This window comes from Zobellella sp. DQSA1 (assembly GCF_041950555.1).
In the GTDB taxonomy this organism is placed as follows: domain Bacteria; phylum Pseudomonadota; class Gammaproteobacteria; order Enterobacterales; family Aeromonadaceae; genus Oceanimonas.
The window spans coordinates 2,989,413-3,010,370 of record NZ_CP169531.1 but is presented as its reverse complement, the minus strand read 5'-3'; the positions used below and the strand labels follow the sequence as shown (position 1 = coordinate 3,010,370).

At 58.6% G+C, this 20,958-nt stretch carries 19 protein-coding genes; 1 reads left to right on the top strand and 18 read right to left on the bottom strand.

Going from position 1 to position 20,958, the window contains the following annotated elements; translation table 11 throughout:
- Nucleotides 1-3: 3 nt before the first annotated feature.
- The 16 genes from ACEVBK_RS14490 to leuS all read right to left on the bottom strand — a co-directional run bounded on the left by ACEVBK_RS14490 (nt 4) and on the right by leuS (nt 17,908).
- Complete coding sequence (locus ACEVBK_RS14490) at nt 4-2,244, bottom strand: ATP-binding protein (RefSeq protein ID WP_375055621.1); 2,241 nt, start codon at nt 2,242-2,244, stop codon at nt 4-6.
- Between the two features lie 16 nt (nt 2,245-2,260).
- Nucleotides 2,261-3,991: a hypothetical protein gene (locus tag ACEVBK_RS14485; protein WP_375055620.1), complete on the bottom strand. Its 1,731-nt coding sequence runs from the start codon at nt 3,989-3,991 to the stop codon at nt 2,261-2,263.
- Between the two features lie 54 nt (nt 3,992-4,045).
- On the bottom strand, nt 4,046-5,032 hold the full coding sequence (lipA, locus tag ACEVBK_RS14480; RefSeq protein WP_375055619.1) for a lipoyl synthase: 987 nt from the start codon (nt 5,030-5,032) through the stop codon (nt 4,046-4,048).
- A complete protein-coding gene (gene lipB / locus ACEVBK_RS14475) occupies nt 5,029-5,682 on the bottom strand; it encodes a lipoyl(octanoyl) transferase LipB (protein ID WP_375055618.1) in 654 nt (217 codons plus the stop codon). Before lipB ends, lipA begins: the two co-directional genes overlap by 4 nt.
- 9 nt (nt 5,683-5,691) lie before the next feature.
- Nucleotides 5,692-5,955, bottom strand: coding sequence for a DUF493 family protein YbeD (ybeD, locus tag ACEVBK_RS14470; RefSeq protein ID WP_375055617.1), 264 nt, complete (start codon nt 5,953-5,955; stop codon nt 5,692-5,694).
- A gap of 163 nt (nt 5,956-6,118) precedes the next feature.
- Nucleotides 6,119-7,291 carry a serine hydrolase gene (locus ACEVBK_RS14465; RefSeq protein ID WP_375055616.1) on the bottom strand — a complete coding sequence of 391 codons (1,173 nt, stop codon included), beginning with the start codon at nt 7,289-7,291 and terminating at the stop codon, nt 6,119-6,121.
- Between the two features lie 64 nt (nt 7,292-7,355).
- The gene (locus ACEVBK_RS14460; RefSeq protein WP_375055615.1) at nt 7,356-8,177 is read right to left on the bottom strand and encodes a septal ring lytic transglycosylase RlpA family protein; all 822 of its coding nucleotides are present in this window, start codon (nt 8,175-8,177) and stop codon (nt 7,356-7,358) included.
- Nucleotides 8,161-9,132 (bottom strand): lytic murein transglycosylase B, encoded by a 972-nt coding sequence (mltB, locus tag ACEVBK_RS14455; RefSeq protein ID WP_375055614.1) that lies wholly within the window; start codon nt 9,130-9,132, stop codon nt 8,161-8,163. The genes ACEVBK_RS14460 and mltB overlap by 17 nt, the downstream gene beginning before the upstream one ends.
- 12 nt (nt 9,133-9,144) lie before the next feature.
- Nucleotides 9,145-10,251 (bottom strand): rod shape-determining protein RodA, encoded by a 1,107-nt coding sequence (gene rodA, locus ACEVBK_RS14450; protein ID WP_375055613.1) that lies wholly within the window; start codon nt 10,249-10,251, stop codon nt 9,145-9,147.
- Nucleotides 10,244-12,130: a penicillin-binding protein 2 gene (mrdA, locus tag ACEVBK_RS14445; protein WP_375055612.1), complete on the bottom strand. Its 1,887-nt coding sequence runs from the start codon at nt 12,128-12,130 to the stop codon at nt 10,244-10,246. Before mrdA ends, rodA begins: the two co-directional genes overlap by 8 nt.
- Nucleotides 12,131-12,132: 2 nt before the next feature.
- The gene (rlmH, locus tag ACEVBK_RS14440; protein ID WP_375055611.1) at nt 12,133-12,603 is read right to left on the bottom strand and encodes a 23S rRNA (pseudouridine(1915)-N(3))-methyltransferase RlmH; all 471 of its coding nucleotides are present in this window, start codon (nt 12,601-12,603) and stop codon (nt 12,133-12,135) included.
- A complete protein-coding gene (gene rsfS / locus ACEVBK_RS14435; protein WP_375055610.1) occupies nt 12,600-12,944 on the bottom strand; it encodes a ribosome silencing factor in 345 nt (114 codons plus the stop codon). Before rsfS ends, rlmH begins: the two co-directional genes overlap by 4 nt.
- A 34-nt stretch (nt 12,945-12,978) precedes the next feature.
- The gene (gene nadD, locus ACEVBK_RS14430) at nt 12,979-13,626 is read right to left on the bottom strand and encodes a nicotinate-nucleotide adenylyltransferase (RefSeq protein ID WP_375055609.1); all 648 of its coding nucleotides are present in this window, start codon (nt 13,624-13,626) and stop codon (nt 12,979-12,981) included.
- Nucleotides 13,623-14,645 carry a DNA polymerase III subunit delta gene (gene holA, locus ACEVBK_RS14425; RefSeq protein WP_375055608.1) on the bottom strand — a complete coding sequence of 341 codons (1,023 nt, stop codon included), beginning with the start codon at nt 14,643-14,645 and terminating at the stop codon, nt 13,623-13,625. The genes nadD and holA overlap by 4 nt, the downstream gene beginning before the upstream one ends.
- Nucleotides 14,645-15,130, bottom strand: a complete 486-nt coding sequence (gene lptE / locus ACEVBK_RS14420; RefSeq protein WP_375055607.1) for an LPS assembly lipoprotein LptE — start codon at nt 15,128-15,130, stop codon at nt 14,645-14,647. The genes holA and lptE overlap by 1 nt, the downstream gene beginning before the upstream one ends.
- A 198-nt stretch (nt 15,131-15,328) precedes the next feature.
- Nucleotides 15,329-17,908 carry a leucine--tRNA ligase gene (gene leuS / locus ACEVBK_RS14415; RefSeq protein ID WP_375055606.1) on the bottom strand — a complete coding sequence of 860 codons (2,580 nt, stop codon included), beginning with the start codon at nt 17,906-17,908 and terminating at the stop codon, nt 15,329-15,331.
- A 121-nt stretch (nt 17,909-18,029) separates the two neighbouring features.
- Between leuS and ACEVBK_RS14410 the strand changes: the two genes are divergently transcribed.
- Entirely contained in the window at nt 18,030-18,515 is a 486-nt protein-coding gene (locus ACEVBK_RS14410; protein ID WP_375055605.1) for a hypothetical protein, read from the top strand.
- 28 nt (nt 18,516-18,543) lie between these two features.
- Here ACEVBK_RS14410 and lnt read toward each other — a convergent pair whose 3' ends face one another.
- Both lnt and corC read right to left on the bottom strand, forming a co-directional pair.
- A complete protein-coding gene (gene lnt / locus ACEVBK_RS14405) occupies nt 18,544-20,073 on the bottom strand; it encodes an apolipoprotein N-acyltransferase (protein ID WP_375055604.1) in 1,530 nt (509 codons plus the stop codon).
- Complete coding sequence (gene corC / locus ACEVBK_RS14400) at nt 20,074-20,955, bottom strand: CNNM family magnesium/cobalt transport protein CorC (RefSeq protein WP_375055603.1); 882 nt, start codon at nt 20,953-20,955, stop codon at nt 20,074-20,076.
- Between the last annotated feature and the right edge of the window lie 3 nt (nt 20,956-20,958).

Sequence of the window (20,958 nt, the reverse complement as noted above, 5' to 3'; positions counted from 1 at the left end):
CGTTCAAAGGCTGAAGACCATTGCAATACAAGCGCCTGAAGTGACAGCGGGGCATTCTATTGCTCCCTGATGCGGAAAGGCCAATCTTCCATTGTGGCTCTTCATTGCCATATCGCTGTAATAAAGGCCAATTCCCATACCATCAGTTTTTCTGGAGAAAAAAGGCTGAACAAGATCTATAGAGTCATCAATCATTCCTGGCCCACTATCTGCCACTACAATTGCTGGCCCCTCTAGTTCATGACTAGGTCCTATCCATATATACTTCGGGGAAATGTCATCAGAGTCAACCCAATAAATAGAATTATCTAGAAGGTTAACCAATGCAGTTGTCAGCATTCTTCTGATTCCTTTGATATAGAAATCAAGACTCTTTGAGTTTTCAAAACCATTCAAGAGTTGTATACCGTGCCTTTTAAAGCGTCTTTCTTGCGTAAGAAGAACATATTCCACAAGCTTGGATGCACTAAGTACTTCCATTTGCTTAGTATTTACCATGTACATAGCCCCTCTGAGAAGTGAGACCAACTCAGTAGACATTTCCTTTATTTGAACCAAGCTTGTTTCCTCTTCAATTGCTTGATGGAGATTTCGGACGCCTCGTTCTAATTCGTGGAAGACGGTTACAAGTCCTAGCCCTGCTCCAGCAGCAGACATTAATACATCCCTTGTCTCTTTGTATGCTATTGTGACCTGCTTTACCATGGGGTGAAGAGGTTTGTACTCTTCCTTCTCAAGAACAGTTGTTTTCAGAGTTGCCAGTAATTCCTCTATGGTTTTTTTTCTTGGTTTTTCAGTCTTAACTGTATTCCCTACTGGCAATTCCAAAACTGCTTTTAAATGTCTCTTATCCTTGTTACGTTCTGCTTCAAATTGAGCCAAAATACAGAGCATTGCATATACCAACTCTGTGTACGCCTCATTCTCTACAAATCCTTCTCTGTTTGTTTTTTCCATTAGAGCGGGGCTATCCTCTAAATTAAGGTGCAGTGTGCCAAGCAATTGTCTGCTACCCAATTTTCTGGTTGGTCCCTGTATGCGTCTATGGTCCAGATGAAGCCAGTCGTCACCAGGTTCTCCATAGTTGTATACACGAAGGCCATCTCGATATACTCTAATTCCACCTTGTTGCCTTAGGTAATCTATAAGTCCTTTGTTTTCATCATGCTGATATCGTTCGTATATCTCTTTGTCAAAGTCAAAACCAAATATTGTTCCCTCCAAAGGACCAATGTTAAGGCCTGGCTGATCTTGCGTGCCTGGGCCCATCAGCGGCTTTTGGGATCTTTTTTTCCTGTCCTTCATACTAATCCCATCTTCCGGAGGAGATTTTTTGAAAAACTCAAAAGCTGTTAATTTATTTACAATTTCACTTCTGTTAGATATAAGTCCAGGGTAGTCTGACTTCATCGCATTAAATGGAGTGAAGTGATATTCATAGCTTAATCCATCGTCATTTAATTTGAAGTCAAATCTAAAAAGAGCCTGTGAAATTGCTAACTCTGGTGAAAACAGGTCAGATAGCCATCCCTTCTCTGGACATAATTCAAAGTTCACCTTGAATTCATCCTCTGGTTGGTGTTCTGTTGGGATACTGTCTGGCGTATTGTTTGTTAATTGTGGTGGTGTCATGGATGTTATAGAACGATATAGCCTCCGAATATCACCTCTTTTCCATTCTTGTCTCAGGTTTGAAATTGTAATTTTCGTTCCAGTTTTTTCTCCTGTAAAAACAATAGGATCCCTTTCTACTATATCGATCTCTGCTTGATCTAAATATTCGTTTCTAAGGAATTCATCCCAATCTATACTAACAACTACCTCTTTGCAGCCTTGGCTGCGAGTTATCATTAAAATGCTTCGTCCAAGTCTATGCACCGCAAAACGTCCAACGCCTTTTTCTCCTACCGGGAGTCGTCCTTTCTGTGTTCTAATCCCTCGATTCCTGGCATCGGCCTTGTGACTGTTGGCAGGCTCAAGCCAAACATTGACGATAGTTTCCAAGTCCATTCCATTGCCATCGTCTTCAACTTCAATACTACCATTTGTGGTGTCGATGTCATTAAGTTGGAGATTAATTTTGTTTGCATCTGCATCATAAGAGTTTTTAACCAACTCAAATAATGCAAGTGTATGATTTTTAATTAACTGATCACCGAGAAGAACCATTATTCTGGCTTTTGGCCTGAATATATATGATGATGAGGTGGAACTGTCATTCCTAAACGTATGTTTATCATTCATTTGTGTCACCTTTTAGTTACACCTTCGGGTTTAATTTTATTTTTGTGGATATAGCGATTGAGTAACTACCCTTGGTTGACCAAGTATGTTTCATTGGGGTGATTTTTATTGATAATTTATTTTTTTTAATGATATTTACCCATACTCCTCTATTATGTGACAAGTCCATAAGGAGAATGTTTAAGTTCATATCTGAAACCGCTCTATAGTTATTATCCATAATCAAAGCTATTGTGAATTTTTCATTATCCCTCTGTTGAAACTCAATCAAGGAATACCAGATACCTTGGTGGTGAATATCGGCAATGATCACCCGACGGCGGGTACGGGTATTCGAATCCAGATAGGACCACTGTCTTTTACCGGCCGGCTTGGTCAGGGGGATAAATTCAATCAGCGGATCCGGCTCCCGGAGCCTAGCGGAGAATTCCGGCTGTCTGTCCAGCTCATCGATGGCTGCGACAAAGGTCTCGAAGCTGGCCGGCAGGGCCTTTCTGCGCTGATGGTGCGTGACCACCTTGCCGGTTCCGACGGCCGAACCGTTGTTCTCGCCGGCTCCGGTCCCCAGCTCTCCGGACACGGCTGTCTGCACCGGTATCAGCCGGCTGGCGTAGCGACATTCGCTTTTGGGCGGTTTCTCGGCTTTCCTGCCGGCGATGGCGTCAAAGCGGGAGGACGGCAGGGGGATGATTTCGGTGGAACACTGCTTGTTCGGCTCGCCTCTGTTTTGCAGATCCTTTCCCTGGTATTCCTCTGAGCGGATCTTGCCGGGTCCGAACGCCGGCTTTTTCTCTGCGTCGGGGAGATCGGTTCCGGCAGGGGCGCGCGTGTTGTCGTTGTCCCTGTCTATCACCAGACAATCGAACGGGAAAGGGGCGCTGCAGCGGGTCAGGGACAGCACCAGATGCCGCCAGCTGCCGTCGTCAGACTGGATGCGCTTGCACCTGGCCTGCAGTGTGGTGCGGTCGGAGAACGGAAACTCCGTCTCCAGCTGCAGGGGTTCGTTGTTGAGGGAATGGCGCATCATGCTGTCGTGCGGCAGGGTTGCCCCGGTCCAGGCCTCCTTGGAGGCGAGTATCCTGGCTAGCACCCAGGCGTCGTCGTCTGTGAAATGTTGCCTCAATCCTATAACGAATTTGCTTTGCCCGGGAAGCGTTCCAGTCCTTTTGAGGCTGATAACCGAAGCTATGTCATGTTTCAGGGCGCCGGAAAACACGGTATGGGCAAGATCGGTCGAAACAAGATAGTAAAAACGGAGCAATTCGGTCATGGGGATCAGCAGTCCCAGGGGATCGTCGTTCCAGGTGACGGCCATCAGCCGGGTTTTGCCGTTGCCGACACCAAACCGGTAAAACCGGGGGCTGACGAGCCAGCCGCTGCCAACCCGGTGGTTGGCGGTGACAACCCGGGTCGTGCCGGGACTGACAAGCAGATCCTGGAATGTCTCCTCCCTGCCGGCGTAATGAGATTGGCAGATGCCATCCTTCCAGAGTGAGCCGATGCACAGCAGCGGCAGCTGGCCCGTGCCGACCAGCACTGTGGTCTGCTCCTGGGCGTTTATCGCCCGGACCGAGGCAGGATCGGTATCAGAGAGGGAGGAGGGAGTCCGGAGCGGACTGAGCAGGACCTGGATGGCCGGTTCGGAGGGAACGTAGGGATTTCTTTCGATGCCCCCGAACCAGTCTATCCGCCAGCAGCGGCCATCCGAGGGGAACTCCTTGATCCTTGGAATCCTCGTGATGGCCATGGTCGTAACTCCTGGCGGTACATCAATGTAATGTCGGGTACAAAATAGTTATGTTCAGTCCTTTTTAATTTTGTAACCCACAACTTCCACACCCTGGGCCTGCAGATCCGCATGGTAGGAGGAGCGGACAAAGGGGCCACAGGCCGCGTGGCTAAAGCCGATGCTGTCGGCTACGGCTTTCAGCTCGTCGAACTCGGCGGGCGGCACATAGCGTTTCACCGGCAGGTGGTGGCGGCTGGGCTGCAGGTACTGGCCCAGGGTCAGCATGGTGACGTTGTGCTCGCGCAGATCCTTGAGCACTTCCACGATTTCCTCGTTGGTCTCGCCCAGTCCCATCATCAGGCCGGACTTGGTGGCTACCTGGGGGTGCATTTCCTTGAACCGGCGCAGCAGCTCCAGGGACCACTTGTAGTCGGCGCCGGGGCGGGCGACCCGGTACAGGCGCGGGGCGGTTTCCAGGTTGTGGTTGAACACGTCCGGCGGGGTGTCCTTGAGGAGCTCGAGGGCGGTGTCCATGCGGCCGCGGAAGTCCGGGGTCAGGATCTCGATCCTGGTGTTGGGGCTCTGCTCACGGATGGCGCGGATGCAGTCGGCGAAGTGCTGGGCGCCGCCGTCACGCAGATCGTCCCGGTCTACCGAGGTGATCACCACGTACTTCAGGCCCAGCTCCTTGATGGTCTTGGCCAGCTTGGCCGGCTCTTCCGGATCCGGCGCCAGCGGGCGGCCGTGGGCCACGTCGCAAAAGGGGCAGCGGCGGGTACAGATGGCACCCAGGATCATGAAGGTGGCGGTGCCGTGGTTGAAGCACTCGGGCAGGTTGGGGCAGGAAGCCTCCTCGCATACCGAATGGAGCTTGTTCTCGCGCATGATGTTCTTGAGCCCCTGTATGCGCTGGTTGCTGGGAGGAAGCTTGATCTTCATCCACTCCGGCTTGCGCAGCACTTCCTCTTCCGCCTCCGGCATGTACTTGACCGGGATCAGGGCCATCTTGTCGGCGTCACGCAATTTTACGCCGGGCTCGACGCGTACAGGTTTGCTCATAATTTCATTTTCTCTGTGGTGTAGTAGAGATGTTGGTAGCCAAGCTGTTCCGCCAGCAAGGGTACCAGCCGGGATTGGGCTTCTTCAAGGCTTTGTGGACCACCGAGGGCGCAGCACTGGGTCATGGCCATGCCCGCGTAGCCGCAGGGGTTGATACGCAGGAAGGGGTTCAGGTCCATATTGACGTTCAGCGCCAGGCCATGGAAAGAGCAGCCGCGGCGTACGCGCAGGCCGAGGGAGGCGATTTTGCTGGCGCCGACATAGACGCCGGGGGCATCGGGTTTGGCATGTGCTTCAATCTGGTATTGGGCCAGCAAGGTGACGATGGAGCTTTCCATGGCGGTGACCAGGTTGCGCACGCCCAGTTTCTTGCGGCGCACGTCCAGCAGCAGATAGAGTACCAACTGGCCCGGACCGTGGTAGGTGACCTGGCCGCCCCGATCGGTCTGCACCAGGGGGATATCGCCCGGGTTCAGGATATGCTCCGGCTTGCCGGCCTGCCCCTGGGTAAAGACCGGCAGGTGTTCTACCAGCCAGAATTCATCTTCGGTGTGTTCATCCCGTCGATCGGTAAACAGTTGCATGGTATGCCAGACATGCTCGTAGGAGGCCTGTCCCCAGTGTCTGACGGTGAGATGATCCTGCTGCATACCGATGCCCTAGAGTACGTACTTGACCAAGTCCAGCTTGCCCAGTTCCTGATACAGCAGCTCTACCTGTTCCTTGTTGTGAACCGTTACCTGCACGGTCACCGCATGGTAATTGCCCTTGCTGCTGGGGCGGACCTGAGGGCTGTAATCGCCCGGAGCGTGTTGTTGCAGTACTTCGACGATCATATCCGGCAGGCGGCTGTCGGCCAGGCCCAGTACCTTGAACGGGAAACGGCAGGGAAATTCGAGTAACTCATCAAATTTGGTATTCATGGCAACCTTTGCAACGTGCGGTATTCGGTGGCAGATGGAAATTTTTTCCATAACCTGTGTCGCATTTTTATCATAAAACCGGCTAACCTGAAACCGACAAGTTGCAGGGGGATTAATGGCGGACTCAAAACGAACAACGGGGGCCAGGGCCCCCGTTGTCGGATTAGCTGAACAGTCCCTGGACCAACAGCTTGATATAGTCGATCAGGCGGCTGAACAGCCCGCCCTGCTCGATATCTTCCAGCGCCACCAGCGGCAGGGTGATGACGTCTTCACCGGCCAGCTTCAGATGCAGGGTACCCACCGGCTCACCCTTGACCAGCGGCGCCTTCAGCGCCTTGTCGAGGGTAAAGTCGGCCTGCAGGTTCTGGGCCTGACCGCGGGGGATGGTTACCGCCACGGCCTTGTCTACCCCCAGGGCGACGTTGTTCTTGTCACCCATCCAGATACGTTGATCGATAAGCTTGGTGCCGGCCTGGTACGGGGTCAGAGTCTGATAGAAACGGAAGCCGTAGGTCAGCAGTTTCTTGCTTTCGGCGGCCCGCACCCGCTCGTTGGCGGCCCCCATCACCACGGCGATCAGGCGCATGTCGTCCTTGGTGGCGGAAGACACCAGATTGTAACCCACCTGGCTGACGTGGCCGGTCTTGATACCGTCCACAGTCAGCGACTGATCCCACAGCAGGGAGTTGCGGTTGTGCTGGGTGATGCCGTTGAAGGTAAAGGATTTTTCGGCATAGATGGCGTATTCCTCCGGCACGTCGCGGATCAGGGCCTGAGCCAGCAGCGCCATGTCGTAGGCGGTGGTAACCATCTCATCGCTGTGCAGGCCATGGGGGGTCACGAAGTGGCTGTCCTTCATGCCTAAGCGGGCGGCCCAGGAGTTCATCAGGTCGGCAAAGGAATTTACGCTGCCGGCCAGGTGCTCGGCCACGGCGATGGTGGCGTCGTTGCCGGACTGGATGATGATGCCCCGGTTCAGGTCGTCGATGCTGACCTGGCGGCCGACTTCCAGAAACATCACCGAGGAGCCGGGAAAGTTCTGGGCCCAGGCGGCTTCGCTCACGGTTACCATGTCTTCCCGCTTGACCTTACCTTCCTGCAGCGCCTGGCCCAGGATATAGGAGGTCATCATCTTGGTCAGGCTGGCCGGCGGCAGTTGCTCATCGGCCTGCTGGGAAACCAATACCTGGCCACTGGCGTAATCCATCAGCACATAGGACTTGGCGGCGATGGCCGGCGGCTCCGGGATCATCGGCGCCGTGGTCTGTGCCTGGGTGGAAAAGGACACAAAGGCGGCGAGCAATAAGGAGGGGATAGTATTAACCATGCGCATAACGTCTGTCTGGTCCCTGTTCAAATGGGCAGTAACTGCCGGTTTAAGGTGTAAATAAGGCGGTTTAGTTCAAAAAATAAGCCTGGGAATAGCCATCGGCTATCAGGCGGGCCAGGGTAGCTTCGGTCCTGCTGGCTGGAATAGGTCCCATTTGTAGCCGATACCATTCCGACTGGCGCTCGACCCGGGCGGGAAAACCATACTCCTTGCTCAGGCGGGCGGCAAGCTCCTTGGCCGTATCGGCGGAGCGGGTGGCCAGCAACTGGATGTGTTTGCCCCCCAGGGAGTCTGTCAACCGGGTTTCCTTGCCGCTGGGAGCCACCCTGATCAACTCCACCTTCACCGGCGCCGTGCCGGTTTCCAGCATGCCGAGCTTGTAGGCGGCGGCATAGGACAGGTCGATCACCCGACCGCCATGAAAGGGCCCCCGATCGTTGACCCGTACCACCACCTGCTTGCCATTGCCGGTGTTGGTGACCCGCACGAAGGACGGCAGCGGCAGGTGCTTGTGGGCGGCGGTCATGGTGTACATGTCGTATACCTCGCCATTGGAGGTATGGTAGCCGTGGAACTTGGAACCGTACCAGGATGCCATGCCTTCGTCCTTGTAGTTTTCCACATCCCGCCAGACCACATAATCCTGGCCCCAGACGTTGTAGTCACGGTTGCCCTGACGGCTGTAGGGCTCGTAACGGGGCACCGCATCCTTGATGTGGTCCAGGTTGGGTGGGGCCGTGGGCGCCTTGTCCTGGCGCATGGCGTAACGGCCACCGGCGGTTTCCTTTTCCCAGGCGGCGTCCTTGTCTGCTTGATGCTCCGGCTGGCTGCCGCAAGCCGCAAGCCAAAGGGCTGCCAGGGGCAATACACGTTTAGTGAGAGTGTTCATAAGCCTGCTTGATTTGCTCACTGAGTTGATACACGGCCATGGCATATAATGGACTGCGATTATAGCGGGTAATGACGTAAAAGTTATGTCTTACCACCCAATATTCGGGGCCTTCGAGGCCATCCAGCTTGATAAGCTTCACCGGCGTGCCTGCATCCAGCTCCTGCTCCACCATGACGCCGGCGGCGGCCAGTTCGGCCCAGGTCTTGTCGATCTCCAGGGCCGGGCTCAGCAGTGCCTCGGCGGCGTCGGCGTTGGTGACCCTGGCCGGATAGGCGACATCTCCGCCCCATTGCCAGCGGTGTTCATGGAAATAGTTGGCCACGCTGCCGATGGCATCGGTGGCTTCGAACAGATTTATCTGGCCGTCATCGTTGAAGTCGACGGCGTAATGACGATAGCTGGAGGAGATAAACTGGCCCATGCCCATGGCACCGGCATAGGAGCCCTTGGGTTCATCCAGCGGCCAGCCCTGCTCCTTGGCCAATTGCAGATAATGACCGAATTCGGAGCGGAAGAAAGGGCCCCGGGGTGGGTAATGGAAACCGAGAGTATAGAGGGCGTCCAGTACCTTGTGGGTGCCCATGTGGGCACCGTAGAAGGTTTCTACCCCGATGATGGCGGTGATGATCTGGGCCGGTACCTGCAGTTCCTGCTCGGCCCGGGCCAGCAGCTCCTGATGCTGATGCCAGAATTCCACGCCCTGTTGCAGCCGTTTTTCAGTCAGGAAGATGGGGCGGTACTGGTGCCAGGGTTTGGCTTCGGCCGGCCGGGTCATGGCATCGATGATACCTTGCTGATAATTGGCCTGGGCCATGGCCTGGTGCAGTTCGGCGATGGGCAGCTCGAACTTGCCGGCCAGTTCGTCCAGCCATTGCTGTTGTTCACCGTTGGGCTCGCTGGCCTGGATGGAAGACGTCAGGAGGACGGCCGCAGAAAAAAGGGCAAGGCGCATTCGGTAATCCTTTTATTTCGCCAACAGGCGCTTATGGGTATGAACTGACATGAGAATGCCAAATCCGGCCATCAGTGTCACCATGGAGGTACCGCCGTAACTGATTAATGGCAGCGGTACTCCCACCACCGGCAGCAGGCCACTGACCATGCCGATATTGACAAATACATAGACAAAAAAAGTCAGGGTCAGGGCTCCACCCAGCAGGCGGGAGAAGGCGCCCTGGGCCTGGACCGAGATATAGAGGCCGCGGCCGATGATAAAGAGGTACAGCAGCATCAGCAGGCTGACCCCGACCAGGCCGAATTCCTCGCTCAGCACCGCGAAAATAAAGTCGGTGTGCCGCTCGGGCAGAAACTCCAGTTGGGACTGGGTGCCCTGCAGCCAGCCCTTGCCCCAGAGGCCGCCGGAGCCGATGGCGATTTTTGACTGGATAATATGATAACCGGCGCCGAGGGGATCGCTCTCGGGGTTGAGCAGGGTCAGAACCCGTCGCTTCTGGTAGTCGTGCATCAGGAAGAACCACAGTGCCGGCAGAAAGGCGGCCACCATTGCCACTGCCGCCAGAATTAGCCGCCAGGACATGCCTGCCAGGAAGATGATGAAAAAGCCGGAAGCGGCCACCAGCAGGGAAGTGCCCAGATCCGGCTGTTTGGCGATCAGCAGGGTGGGGAAAATGACCAGGCCCAGGGCCAGGAACAGGTGCAGCAGGTTGGGGGGCAGTGGGTAGCGGCTGATGTAGGCGGCTATCATCATCGGCATCACCAGCTTCATGATTTCCGACGGCTGGAAACGGAAAGAACCTACCTCCAGCCAGCGCTGGGCGCCCTTGCCGATGTCGCCGATCAGCAATACCAGCACCAGCAGCACCACCCCCAGGACGAATACCGGTGGCGCCCAGCGGGCATAGAAACTGGGGGGCAACTGGGCCAGTACCATCATCACCACCAGGGACAGGCCGATGCGCATGCCTTGACGGGTAACGGAGTCGAGATCTTCGCCGCTGGCGGAGTACAGGATGGCCATACTGGCGCCCAGCAGGATCAGCAGGGCCAGCAGCAACGGCCAGTCCAGGTGCAACAGCTCCCACAGCGGGCGTTGACGGCGATGTTTATTCATCTTCGCTGGATTCCTCGGTTTGCCCCAGGGCGGGCAGCATATAGAGATCGAGCAGGGCCCGGGCCACCGGCGCGGCGTTGGAGCTGCCGCCGCCGGCGTTTTCCAGTACCACCGACACCACGACTTCCGGGTTCTCGTAAGGGGCGAAGGCCACGAACAGGGCGTTGTCGCGCAGGTGCTCCCTGGTGCTGTCATGATCGTATTGCTGATTTTCCGCCAGACTGAACACCTGGGCGGTACCGGACTTGCCGCCGGCCTTGTAGAGCGTGTCGGAAAAGGCGCGACGGGCGGTCCCCTCGCTGCCGTGTACTACCCGGTACATGCCGGTCAGGCCCACATCCCAGAAGCTGTCCTGCTTGAGTTCGATCGGCTCGCCCTTGCTGATCGGCATGGGAATCATGCCGTCCGGTCCCTTGATGCCGTGCAGCAGGCGGGGATGCACGGTCTCGCCCCGGTCGACCATGATGGCGGTGGCTCGGGCCAGTTGCAGCGGGGTGGCGGTCCAGTAGCCCTGGCCGATGCCCACCGAGATGGTGTCGCCCTGGTACCAGGGCTGCTTGTGGCGGGCCTGCTTCCAGCCCCGGGACGGCATGATGCCGCTGGCTTCTTCATGCAGATCGATGCCCGAAAACTGGCCGAAACCGAAACGGCTCATGTAGTCGTGCAGAGTATCTATCCCCAGCCGGTAGGCCAGGTCGTAGTAGAAGGTGTCGGCCGAGATCTCGATGGCCCGGTACACGTCCATCCAGCCGTGGCCCCAGCGCCGCCAGTCACGGAACTTGCGGCTGGTATTGGGGATCTGGAAGTAAGGCCCGCCGAAGAAGCGGGTACCGGCGGTAAAGGCGCCCTCGTTCAGGCCCATCACCGACAGCATCGGCTTGACGGTGGAGGCGGGGGCATAGATACCCTGGCTGGCCCTGTTGATCAGGGGGCGATTGGGATCGTTGAGCAGGGCCCGGTATTCGGGCCCGCTGATACCGTGCACGAAGGGGTTGGGGTCGTAGCTGGGGCTGGATACCAGGGCCAGTACCTTGCCGTCCTGGGGCGTCATGATCACCGCCGCGCCGCGCCGGTCGGCCATCAGCTTCTGGGCCTTCTGCTGCAAGCCGATGTCGATGTTCAGGTAGATGTCACTGCCGGGGATGGGCGGCTTGTACTTGAGGGTGCGGATCACCCGGCCCCGGTTGTTGACCTCGACTTCCTGGTAGCCGGCCTGGCCGTGCAGCAGGTCTTCGTAGTAGCGCTCGACTCCCAGTTTGCCGATGTCGCGGGTGGCGGCATAGTTGGCCAGCTTGTTTTCTTCCCGCAACCGCTCTACGTCCCTGTCGTTGATACGGGCCATATAGCCGATCACATGGGTGAAGGTGGCACCGTAGGGATAGAAGCGTTTCAGGTAGGCTTCTATCGAGGCACCCGGAAACTTGTGCTGATTGATGCTGAACAGGGCCACCTGCTCTTCGGTCAGGCGGCTGACCAGCACTATGGGGTTGAAACGACGCTGGCGACGCACGTCGGCCAGGAAACGTTCTTTGAGCGCCGGATCCAGCTCGAGCAGCGTGAGCAGGCCATCGACGGTGGCCTCGAGATCCCGGGCTTGTTCGGGGGTAATCTCCAGGCTGTAGATGGGGCGGTTTTCCGCCAGCAAGGTGCCGTTACGATCGTAGATCAGGCCGCGGGTAGGCGCTATCGGCACTACCTTGATACGGTTGTCGTTGGAGCGGGTTTGGTAGGTCTGGTGTTCGTTGACCTGCAGATGGTACAGATTGGCGAGCAGCACCCCCATCAGCAGCAGTATACCTACAAAGGACGTCAAGGCCCGGCGCCAATAAAGGGACGACTCGGCGCCATGATCACGCATCTTAACCCGGCCTTTTGCCATCGTTACTCTCGGTGATAAGGATGGTTGTTATTGATACTCCAGGCCCGATACAGGCTTTCCGCCGCCACCACCCGTACCAGGGGATGGGGCAGGGTCAGCGGTGACAGCGACCAGGACTGTTCGGCGGCAGCCTTGCACGCCGGTGCCAGCCCCTCGGGGCCACCGATCAGGATGGCGGTATCCCGGCCGTCGAGTTGCCAGCGGGTCAGTTGTTCCGCCAGTTGCTCTGTGGTCCAGGGCCGGCCGGGGATATCGAGGGTAACGATACGCGCCGATTTACCGACGGCGGCCAGCATCTGCTCGCCTTCCTTGTGCAGGATGCGGTCGATATCGGCATTCTTGCCCCGCTTGCCGGCCGCTACTTCCGTCAGCTCCAGCGGCAGATCCCGGGGAAAGCGTCGTTGGTATTCCTGAAAACCGGCGGATACCCAGGCCGGCATCCTGGTGCCGACCGCCACCAGCTGCAATTTCATCCGGCCAGGGCCCCGACGGTGTTGCCACCCCAGAGTTTTTCGAGCTGGTAAAAGTCGCGGGTTTCTTCCTGCATCACGTGCACTATGACTTCACCCAGGTCGACCAGTACCCACTCACCGGCGCCTTTGCCTTCGACACCCAGGGTGTTCAGGCCGGCATGCTTGGCTTCGGTGGCCAGGTGTTCGGCAATGGAATTGACGTGACGGCTGGAGTTGCCTGAGCAGACTATCATGCAATCGGTGATGGTAGATTTGCCTCGGACATCGAGGATCTGAATGTCCCGGGCTTTGAGATCGTCCAGTTTATCGACGACGAAGGTGTGTAATTCATTACCTTGCAAGGGATCTTTCTCCTCAGTTCTAAATGGCGGCGGATTATAGCACGGGCCCTGAATAGAGTCCCTTATCACGAATATAGACCGCTACCGGATCTGGCAACAAATATTGTGGATTGTTCCCGGCCCGGATGCAGTCCCGGATCCGGGTGGAGGAGATCTCGAGCCGGGGGGTATCAAGCAGATAAATGGAACCCGCCAGTGCCCGGTGCAGCTGTTCGGCGTCACGGGTACCATGGGTCCGGTAGAGCTCGGCGACATCGTCGTTGAAGTCGGGCTCCCAGCCGGGCCGGTGACTGACCACCAGGTGGGCGTGATCGAGCAGTTCCCGCCAGCGGTGCCAGCGGTTGAGCGAGCAGAGCGAGTCCATCCCCATCAGGAAACACAGGGGGATCTGCGGCAATTCCCGGCGCAGCTCTGTCAAGGTATCGATGGTATAGGAAGGACGGTTACGTTTTAGTTCGCGATCATCCACGGTCAGTCCCGGCGTTTGCGCCGCCGCCAACCGGGCCATGGCCAGGCGATGCTCCGGGGCGCTGTCGGGGGAGCTCCGGTGCGGCGGAATATAGTTGGGTAACAGTCGGACTTCACGCAGGTCCAGTCGTTCCAGGGTACTGATGGCAGACCGTAGGTGACCGATATGGATGGGGTCGAAAGTGCCGCCCAGGAGCCCTATGGGTTTGCTCATGGTGAAATGGCCAGCGGTTGATCGTCGAGAAAGCCGACACAGAGGCTGTACAGCCAGCGCCAGGCCTCGTCGTCGTCGAAGGCGGCCACGGCCCGGTCGGCGGCGGCCAGCATGGCCTGCAGGCTGCATAGCTTGGAGGCCGACAGGCGCCCCAGCACCGCCTGCATCAGCGGCTGGCGGCTGGACCAGATATGCAGGGCAGCGGCGGCCTGATGGAAAGACTGGCCATTCTGTAGCCCCAGTTGCAGCTGCTGCAGGTTGCTCAGTTCCCGGGCCAGCAGATGGCACAGCATGCCGGCTTCCACCCCTTCCTGGCGCAGCTGCAGCAGGATTCGGCAGGCACGTTTGACCTTGCCTTGCAATAACGGGTCGAACAGCTGAAAGGGGTTGAAATGATGGTGAGGCTGTACATTCTGCTGCAGGACTGGGAGGGTCAGTGGCTGGGCAAGGTCGAGCAGGTTCAGCTTTTCGATCTCGCCGGCCACCGCCAGCAGGTTGCCCTCGAAGGCATAGGCCAGCCAGTGCAGGGCATCGGGCTCGGCCTTGAGGCCATGGCGATGCAGCCGCTGCTCCAGCCAGCGGGGAAAATGACGGGCATCCGGTGCCGACACCGGCACCAGCGGGCCGGCGTCGGCCAGAGCCTTGAACCAGGCGGCTTTCTGCTGCTGTTGGTTCAGCCGGGGGCCGGCCACCAGCAACAGCAGATCAGGGTGGCACTGGCGCAGCAACTCCCGCAATCGCTCGGAGCCGGTCTTGTCGAGCTTTTCCGGCAGGTGCAGTTCGATGATCTGGCGGGCGCTGAACAGGCTGAGGGTCTGGCTGGCGTCGAAAATGGCGTCCCAGTCCAGGCCTTCGTCGGTATCGAAGCGGTGGCGTTCGTCAAAGCCCCGGGCGCGTGCTGCCCGGCGCAGTTCGTCCAGGGCTTCCAGTTTCAACAGCGGTTCGTCGCCGTAAATAAAATAGCAGGACGACAGCCCTGCCTGCAGATGCTGTGGCAGTTGCTCGGGGTAGAGGCGCATCAGAACGACAAGCGGTTCAACTGACGGAGGATTTGTTCGGCGGCTTCGTGTTCCATCTGTTCGCGCAACTGCTGCTGTTCACGGCTGGAGGCCAGCGCCTGATCGGATTTGTCCAGGAAGCTGCGGTTGAAGGTCACATTGAACACCTGGCGCGGCTCGCCGGGCATGTCCAGGGTGAAGCGGGTACCGAAGCGCATGGCGTATTCCAGGGTATCGGCCCTGGCATTGACCGAGGCGACGGTATTGCTCTGCCCCAAGGGGGAGATGGTCAGCACCGGGGTGGCACCATCCGGTGAGACCAGTTGTACCCCGGCCCGTTGCAGCCGGGCCGAAACCAGACGGTAAAACTGGGTCTTGTCGTCACCGGCCAGGGTCAGCCGTTGCAGCTCGGGAGGCAGATTGTCACCGCCCCTGAGCTGGAAGCCGCAACCGGCCAGTAGCAGGGTGAGGACGATCAGCGTCCCGGCCTTGATTCGAGAGAGCATAAAAACTCCTTTAAAAACAGCGATAAGCTTGAAGCCGGAAGCTTGAAGAGAAAGACTTGAGTGAACAAGCCATTATGCAATCCTTTTCCAGCTTCCAGCTTCCAGCTTCCAGCTTCCAGCTTCCAGCTTCCAGCTTCCAGCTTCCAGCTTCCAGCTTCCAGCTTCCAGCTTCCAGCTTCCAGCTTCCAGCTTCCAGCGTCAGTTGGCCACGATATTCAGCAGCTTGCCGGGCACGTAGATCACCTTGCGGACGGTCTTGCCGTCCAGGTGGCGGGCCACGTTGTCGTCGGCCTTGCCGGCGGCTTCCACCGTGGCCTGGTCGGCGTCAGCGGCGACCGTCACCTTGCCGCGCACCTTGCCGTTGACTTGCACCACCACCAGTTTCTCGTCTTCCACCAGGGCGTCGGCGTCGGCCTGGGGCCATACCGCATGGTCGATGTCGTCGTGACCCAGGGCCTGCCACAGCCTGAGGCAGGTGTGCGGCACTATGGGATGCAGCATCACCACTACGGCTTCCAGGGCTTCCTGCAGCAGAGCGCGATCCTGGGGCTGGTCCATGTCGACCCGGGCCAGTCGGTTCATCAGCTCCATGATGGCGGCAATGGCGGTGTTGAAGGTCTGGCGGCGGCCCACATCGTCACTGACCTTGGCGATGGTCTTGTGCAGCTCGCGGCGCAGCGTCTTCTGGTCGTTGTCGAGGCCGGCCAGATCCAGCGATGCCACCGGGCCGCGGGCCTGGTGCTCGTACACCAGCTTCCACAGCCGCTTGAGGAAGCGCTGGGCCCCCTCGACGCCGGAGTCGGACCATTCCAGGGTGAGATCGGCGGGAGAGGCGAACATCATGAACAGGCGCACGGTGTCGGCGCCGTAGCGGTCCACCATCACCTGGGGATCGATACCGTTGTTCTTGGACTTGGACATCTTGGTCATGCCGGTGTGCACCAGCTCGCGCCCCTGCTGGTCGACGGCGCGCTTGACCCGGCCTTTTTCGTCCCGTTCCATACTGACCTCGAGCGGGCTGACCCAGACCCGGCCGCCCTTGTCGTCGGTGTAGTAGAAGGCGTCGGCCAGCACCATGCCCTGGCACAGCAGGCGCTTGAACGGCTCGTCGGATTCGACCAGGCCGGTGTCGCGCAGCAGCTTGTGGAAGAAGCGGGCATACAGCAGGTGCATGCAGGCGTGCTCGATGCCGCCGATATACTGATCCACCGGCAGCCAGTAGTTGGCCTTGTCCACGTCCAGCATGCCCTGGTCGTAGTCGGGGCTGCAGTAGCGGGCATAGTACCAGGAGGACTCCATGAAGGTGTCGAAGGTATCGGTCTCGCGCAGGGCCGGCCGGCCCTGGTAAGTGGTCTTGGCCCACTCGGGATCGGCCTTGATCGGGCTCTGGATGCCGTTCATCACCACGTCTTCCGGCAGCACCACCGGCAGGCTGTCTTCCGGGGCGCCGACCACGCTGCCGTCTTCCAGGTTGAGCATGGGGATGGGCGCGCCCCAGTAGCGCTGGCGGCTGACGCCCCAGTCGCGCAGGCGGTAGTTGACCGTCTTGCGGCCGAGGCCCTTGGCGGCCAATGCTTCGGCGATGGCATCGAAGGCCTGCCCGAAGTTCAGGCCGCTGAACTCGCCGGAGTCGAACAGCACGCCTTTTTCGGTGTAGGCGAGCTCCGAGATGTCGAGTTCGCTGCCGTCGGCGGGCCGGATCACGGGGATGATGTCCAGGCCGTATTTGCTGGCGAACTCGTAGTCGCGCTGGTCATGGGCGGGTACCGCCATAACGGCGCCGGAGCCGTAGTCCATCAGCACGAAGTTGGCAACCCAGATCGGCACCTGCTTGCCGGTGAGCGGGTGCACCGCATAAAAGCCGGTGGCCATGCCCTTTTTCTCCATGGTCGCCATCTCGGCTTCCGCCACCTTGTGGTGCTTGCATTCTTCGATAAAGGCGGCGAGTTCGGGGTTGCCCTCGGCCGCCTTGGCAGCCAGCGGGTGGGCGGCGGCCACGCCGACATAGGTCACGCCGAACAGGGTGTCGGGACGCGTGGTGTAGACCTCGAAACCGTTATCCTGGCCGTCCACCGCAAAGCTCAGGGTCAGACCCTCGCTGCGGCCAATCCAGTTGCGTTGCATGGTCTTGACCTGCTCGGGCCAGCCTTCCAGCGCCTCGATGTCGTTGAGCAGCTCTTCGGCGTAGTCGGTGATCTTGATGAACCACTGGGGAATTTCCTTCTGCTCCACCGGGGTATCGCAGCGCCAGCAGCAGCCGTCGTTGACCTGCTCGTTGGCCAGCACGGTTTCATCATTGGGGCACCAGTTGACGGAAGAGGTTTTCTTGTAGACCAGCCCTTTTTCATAGAGTTTGGTGAAGAACCACTGTTCCCAACGGTAATACTCGGGGGTACAGGTGGCCAGCTCCCGATCCCAGTCGTAACCGAAGCCCAGCCGCTTGAGCTGGTTCTTCATGTAATCGATGTTTTCGTAGGTCCAGGGGGCCGGGGCCGTCTTGTTGTTGATGGCGGCGTTTTCGGCGGGCAGGCCGAAGGCGTCCCAGCCGATGGGCTGCAGCACATTTTTCCCCTGCAGCCGTTGATAACGAGAGATAACGTCACCTATGGTGTAGTTACGGACATGCCCCATATGTAGCCGACCTGACGGGTAGGGGAACATGGACAGACAGTAGAATTTGTCTTTGCCCGGTTGTTCGGTAGCCTTGAAGGTCTGCTGCTCGGCCCAAAAGCGTTGCACTTCAGGCTCAATATTCTGGGGATTGTATTGCTCTTGCATCAGTGACGTCCGGTTCCGTGAAGAAATGGGTGGTAATACACGCGATAAATCGGCATAGAATACCCCAGGGGGTAGCAAGCAACAATAGCCGTACCTTCCCGGTTTAACAGAGGAAAGCGCCATGAGCGAGAAAGACAACAAGCACAAAAAAGGCTACGAAGCCTTTGTGGAGGAGCTGCATCGGCAGTGGCAGGCTGCCGAGAATACCACCATCAAGGAACTGGTGGAGAAAACCCAGGCCTACATGGAAGCGGCCGGCGATCTGACCAGGGACGAACTGGCACTGATTGCCGAATACGTGAAGCGGGATCTGGCCGAAGTAGGCGACAGCGGGGACGAGTTCAAGGACAGCGTATTTTACCGGCGTATCAGCGAGACGGTCTGGGGTTGGCTGGCCGGCGCCACCGACAAGAGCCAGCTGGAGTGGCGGGAGTTCGTGCAGGATCTGGAGCACAACGGTGAGTACCGGGCCGGAGAAGTGGTCGGACCGGGCCAGTACGACTGTACCCTGTGCGCCCACGTTCATGAAGTTACCCATCCGGAGGTGTTGACCACCTGCCTGGAATGCGGCCACGACAGCTTTATCCGCCGGCCGCTGATGCCTTGAGCCGATAAGCAGCCGTTCGTGCCGGCGCTTATTTAAACAGGCTTTTCTTCTCCAGGCTCCAGGCCCTGCCCCGTTGCCGGCAACCGATACCGGCAATCACCAGGCTAAGACCCAACCAGGCCAGCAGCGGCCCGCTGCCGAAGCGGGCGTAGGGCGTGAGTCCGCTCATGCCGGTGACCTCGGCGCGCAGCACCCCTGCTTCGAATTGGGGAAGACTGGCGGTAATGCGGCCTTTCTCGTCGGTGACCAGGGTCACGCCGTTGTTGGTGGCGCGGATCAGGGGCCGGCCCAGTTCCAGGGCGCGCATGCGGGCGATCTGCTGGTGTTGCCAGGGTCCGATGGACTGGCCGAACCAGGTGTCGTTGGACACCGTCAGCAGGTAGTCGGTATCCGGCTTCATATTGGCCCGCACCAGCCCCGGGAAGGCCACTTCGTAGCAGATGGCTACGCTGAAGTGGCGGCCGGCGGCGTCCAGGTCCGGTTGCTCCGGTTCGCCCCGGGAAAAGGACGACATCGGCAGATCGAAGAAGGGGGCCAGTGGTCGCAGCAGGCTGCCGAAGGGTACGAATTCACCGACGGGCACCAACTGCTGCTTGTAATAGCGATTGCCATGGCCGGGTCCGTAGGGATCGGGGCTCTGACCCAGGGTAATGACCGCATTGTACACCTCTTCCTCACTAGGCCGGGAGACGATACCGGTCAGCAGGCTCTGGCCGCGTTCCTGCATCAGTTTATCCACCTGTTGCAACCAGGGTGCCAGCTGCTGTTCGGAAGCCGGCAGGGCGGACTCGGGCCAGATCACCACATCGGCATCCTGCTCCGGCAACGTCAGCCCCAGATAACGCTCCAGGCTGAGTTCCAGCTGGCCGGGAATCCACTTGAGAGACTGCTCGATATTGCCCTGCACCAGGGCGAAGCGGCTGCTCTGGGTGGGGCTGACCCACTGGATAAAGCCGGTGCCGAAGGCGGTGGCCCACAGCGCCAGGGCGACAAGGCCCGGCCACCAGACCCTGTTGCGTCGCAACAGCAGCCAGAAGGCACCGGCAGAGAAGCTCAGCAGCCAGCTGATGCCCTGCACGCCCAGTATGGGGGCGAGGCCAGCCAGGGGGCCTTCCAGCTGGCTGTAGCCGAACCACAACCAGGGAAAACCGGTCAGCACCCAACCGCGCAGCCAGTCGGCCACCACCAGCAAGGCCGGCAGCACCAGCAGGGCGCGCAATATCGGCGAGGGTATCAGCCGTTGGCCCAGCCAGAGCGCGGCGGCGGTATAGAGACTGAGGTAGGCGGCCAGCAGTGCCACCAGAAAAAAGGCGGCCGGCAGCGGCAGGCCGCCAAACATGGTCATGCTGACGTGGATCCACCACAGCCCGGGCAGGAACAGGCCCAGCCCCCAGATAAAGCCCCGTTTGGCGGCGATGCCCGGGGAGGCATGCTGGGTCAACAGGCAGAGCCCGAGCAATGACACCAGCGCCATCGGCCATAAGTCGAAGGGGCTGAAGGCTAAAACGCCGAGGGCCCCGCTAAGCAGGGCCCCGAGATATGGCAGAGAATTGCGCACTTATGCTGGCTCCGAGGAGGAGGTTTCCTGATTGTCGGGTATCTTAACCTGTAACTGCAGCAGGCGTCGACGATCGGCGTGGGCGACCTTGAATACGAAGCCGTCGATCTCGACCTGCTCGCCCTTGGCGGGCAGGTGGCCGAAGGCATGCATCACCATGCCGCCGACGGTATCGGCTTCTTCATCGCTGAACTGGGTATGGAAGAATTCGTTGAAGTCCTCGATGTCGGTGAGCGCCGCCACCGCATAGACCCGCTTGCTGATCTGGCGAATTTCGGCGCTTTCTTCGGCGTCGTACTCGTCTTCGATGTCGCCGACGATGAGCTCGAGGATGTCCTCGATGGTGACCAGTCCGGAGACGCCGCCAAATTCGTCGACCACGATGGCCATATGGTAGCGTTCTTCCCGGAATTCCTTGAGCAGCTTGTCTAATCGCTTGCTTTCGGGCACCACCACCGCCGGACGCAGTACCTTCTCGATGGAAAAGGGCTCGTCGGTCAGGTTAAAGCCGTACTGCAGCAAGTCCTTGGCCAGCAGTATGCCTTCGATGTGGTCCTTGTCTTCGTTGACCACGGGGAAGCGGGAGTGGGTGGACTCGATGATCATGGGCAGGAAGCTGGACACCGGCTGGGATTTCTCCACCGTGACCATCTGGGAGCGGGGGATCATGATGTCCCGTACCCTGAGTTCGCTCACCTCCAGCACCCCTTCGATCATGTCCTGGGTGTCCTGATCGATAAGCTCGCGCTCACCCGCATCCATAATAACTTCTACCAGTTCTTCACGGCTCTTCGGTTCGCCCTGAAAAAGTTGGCCGAGTCGCTCAAGCCAGTTTTTCTTGCTGGACGAACCGTTTTCTGAGTTCGAATTATCGTCGCTCATGGA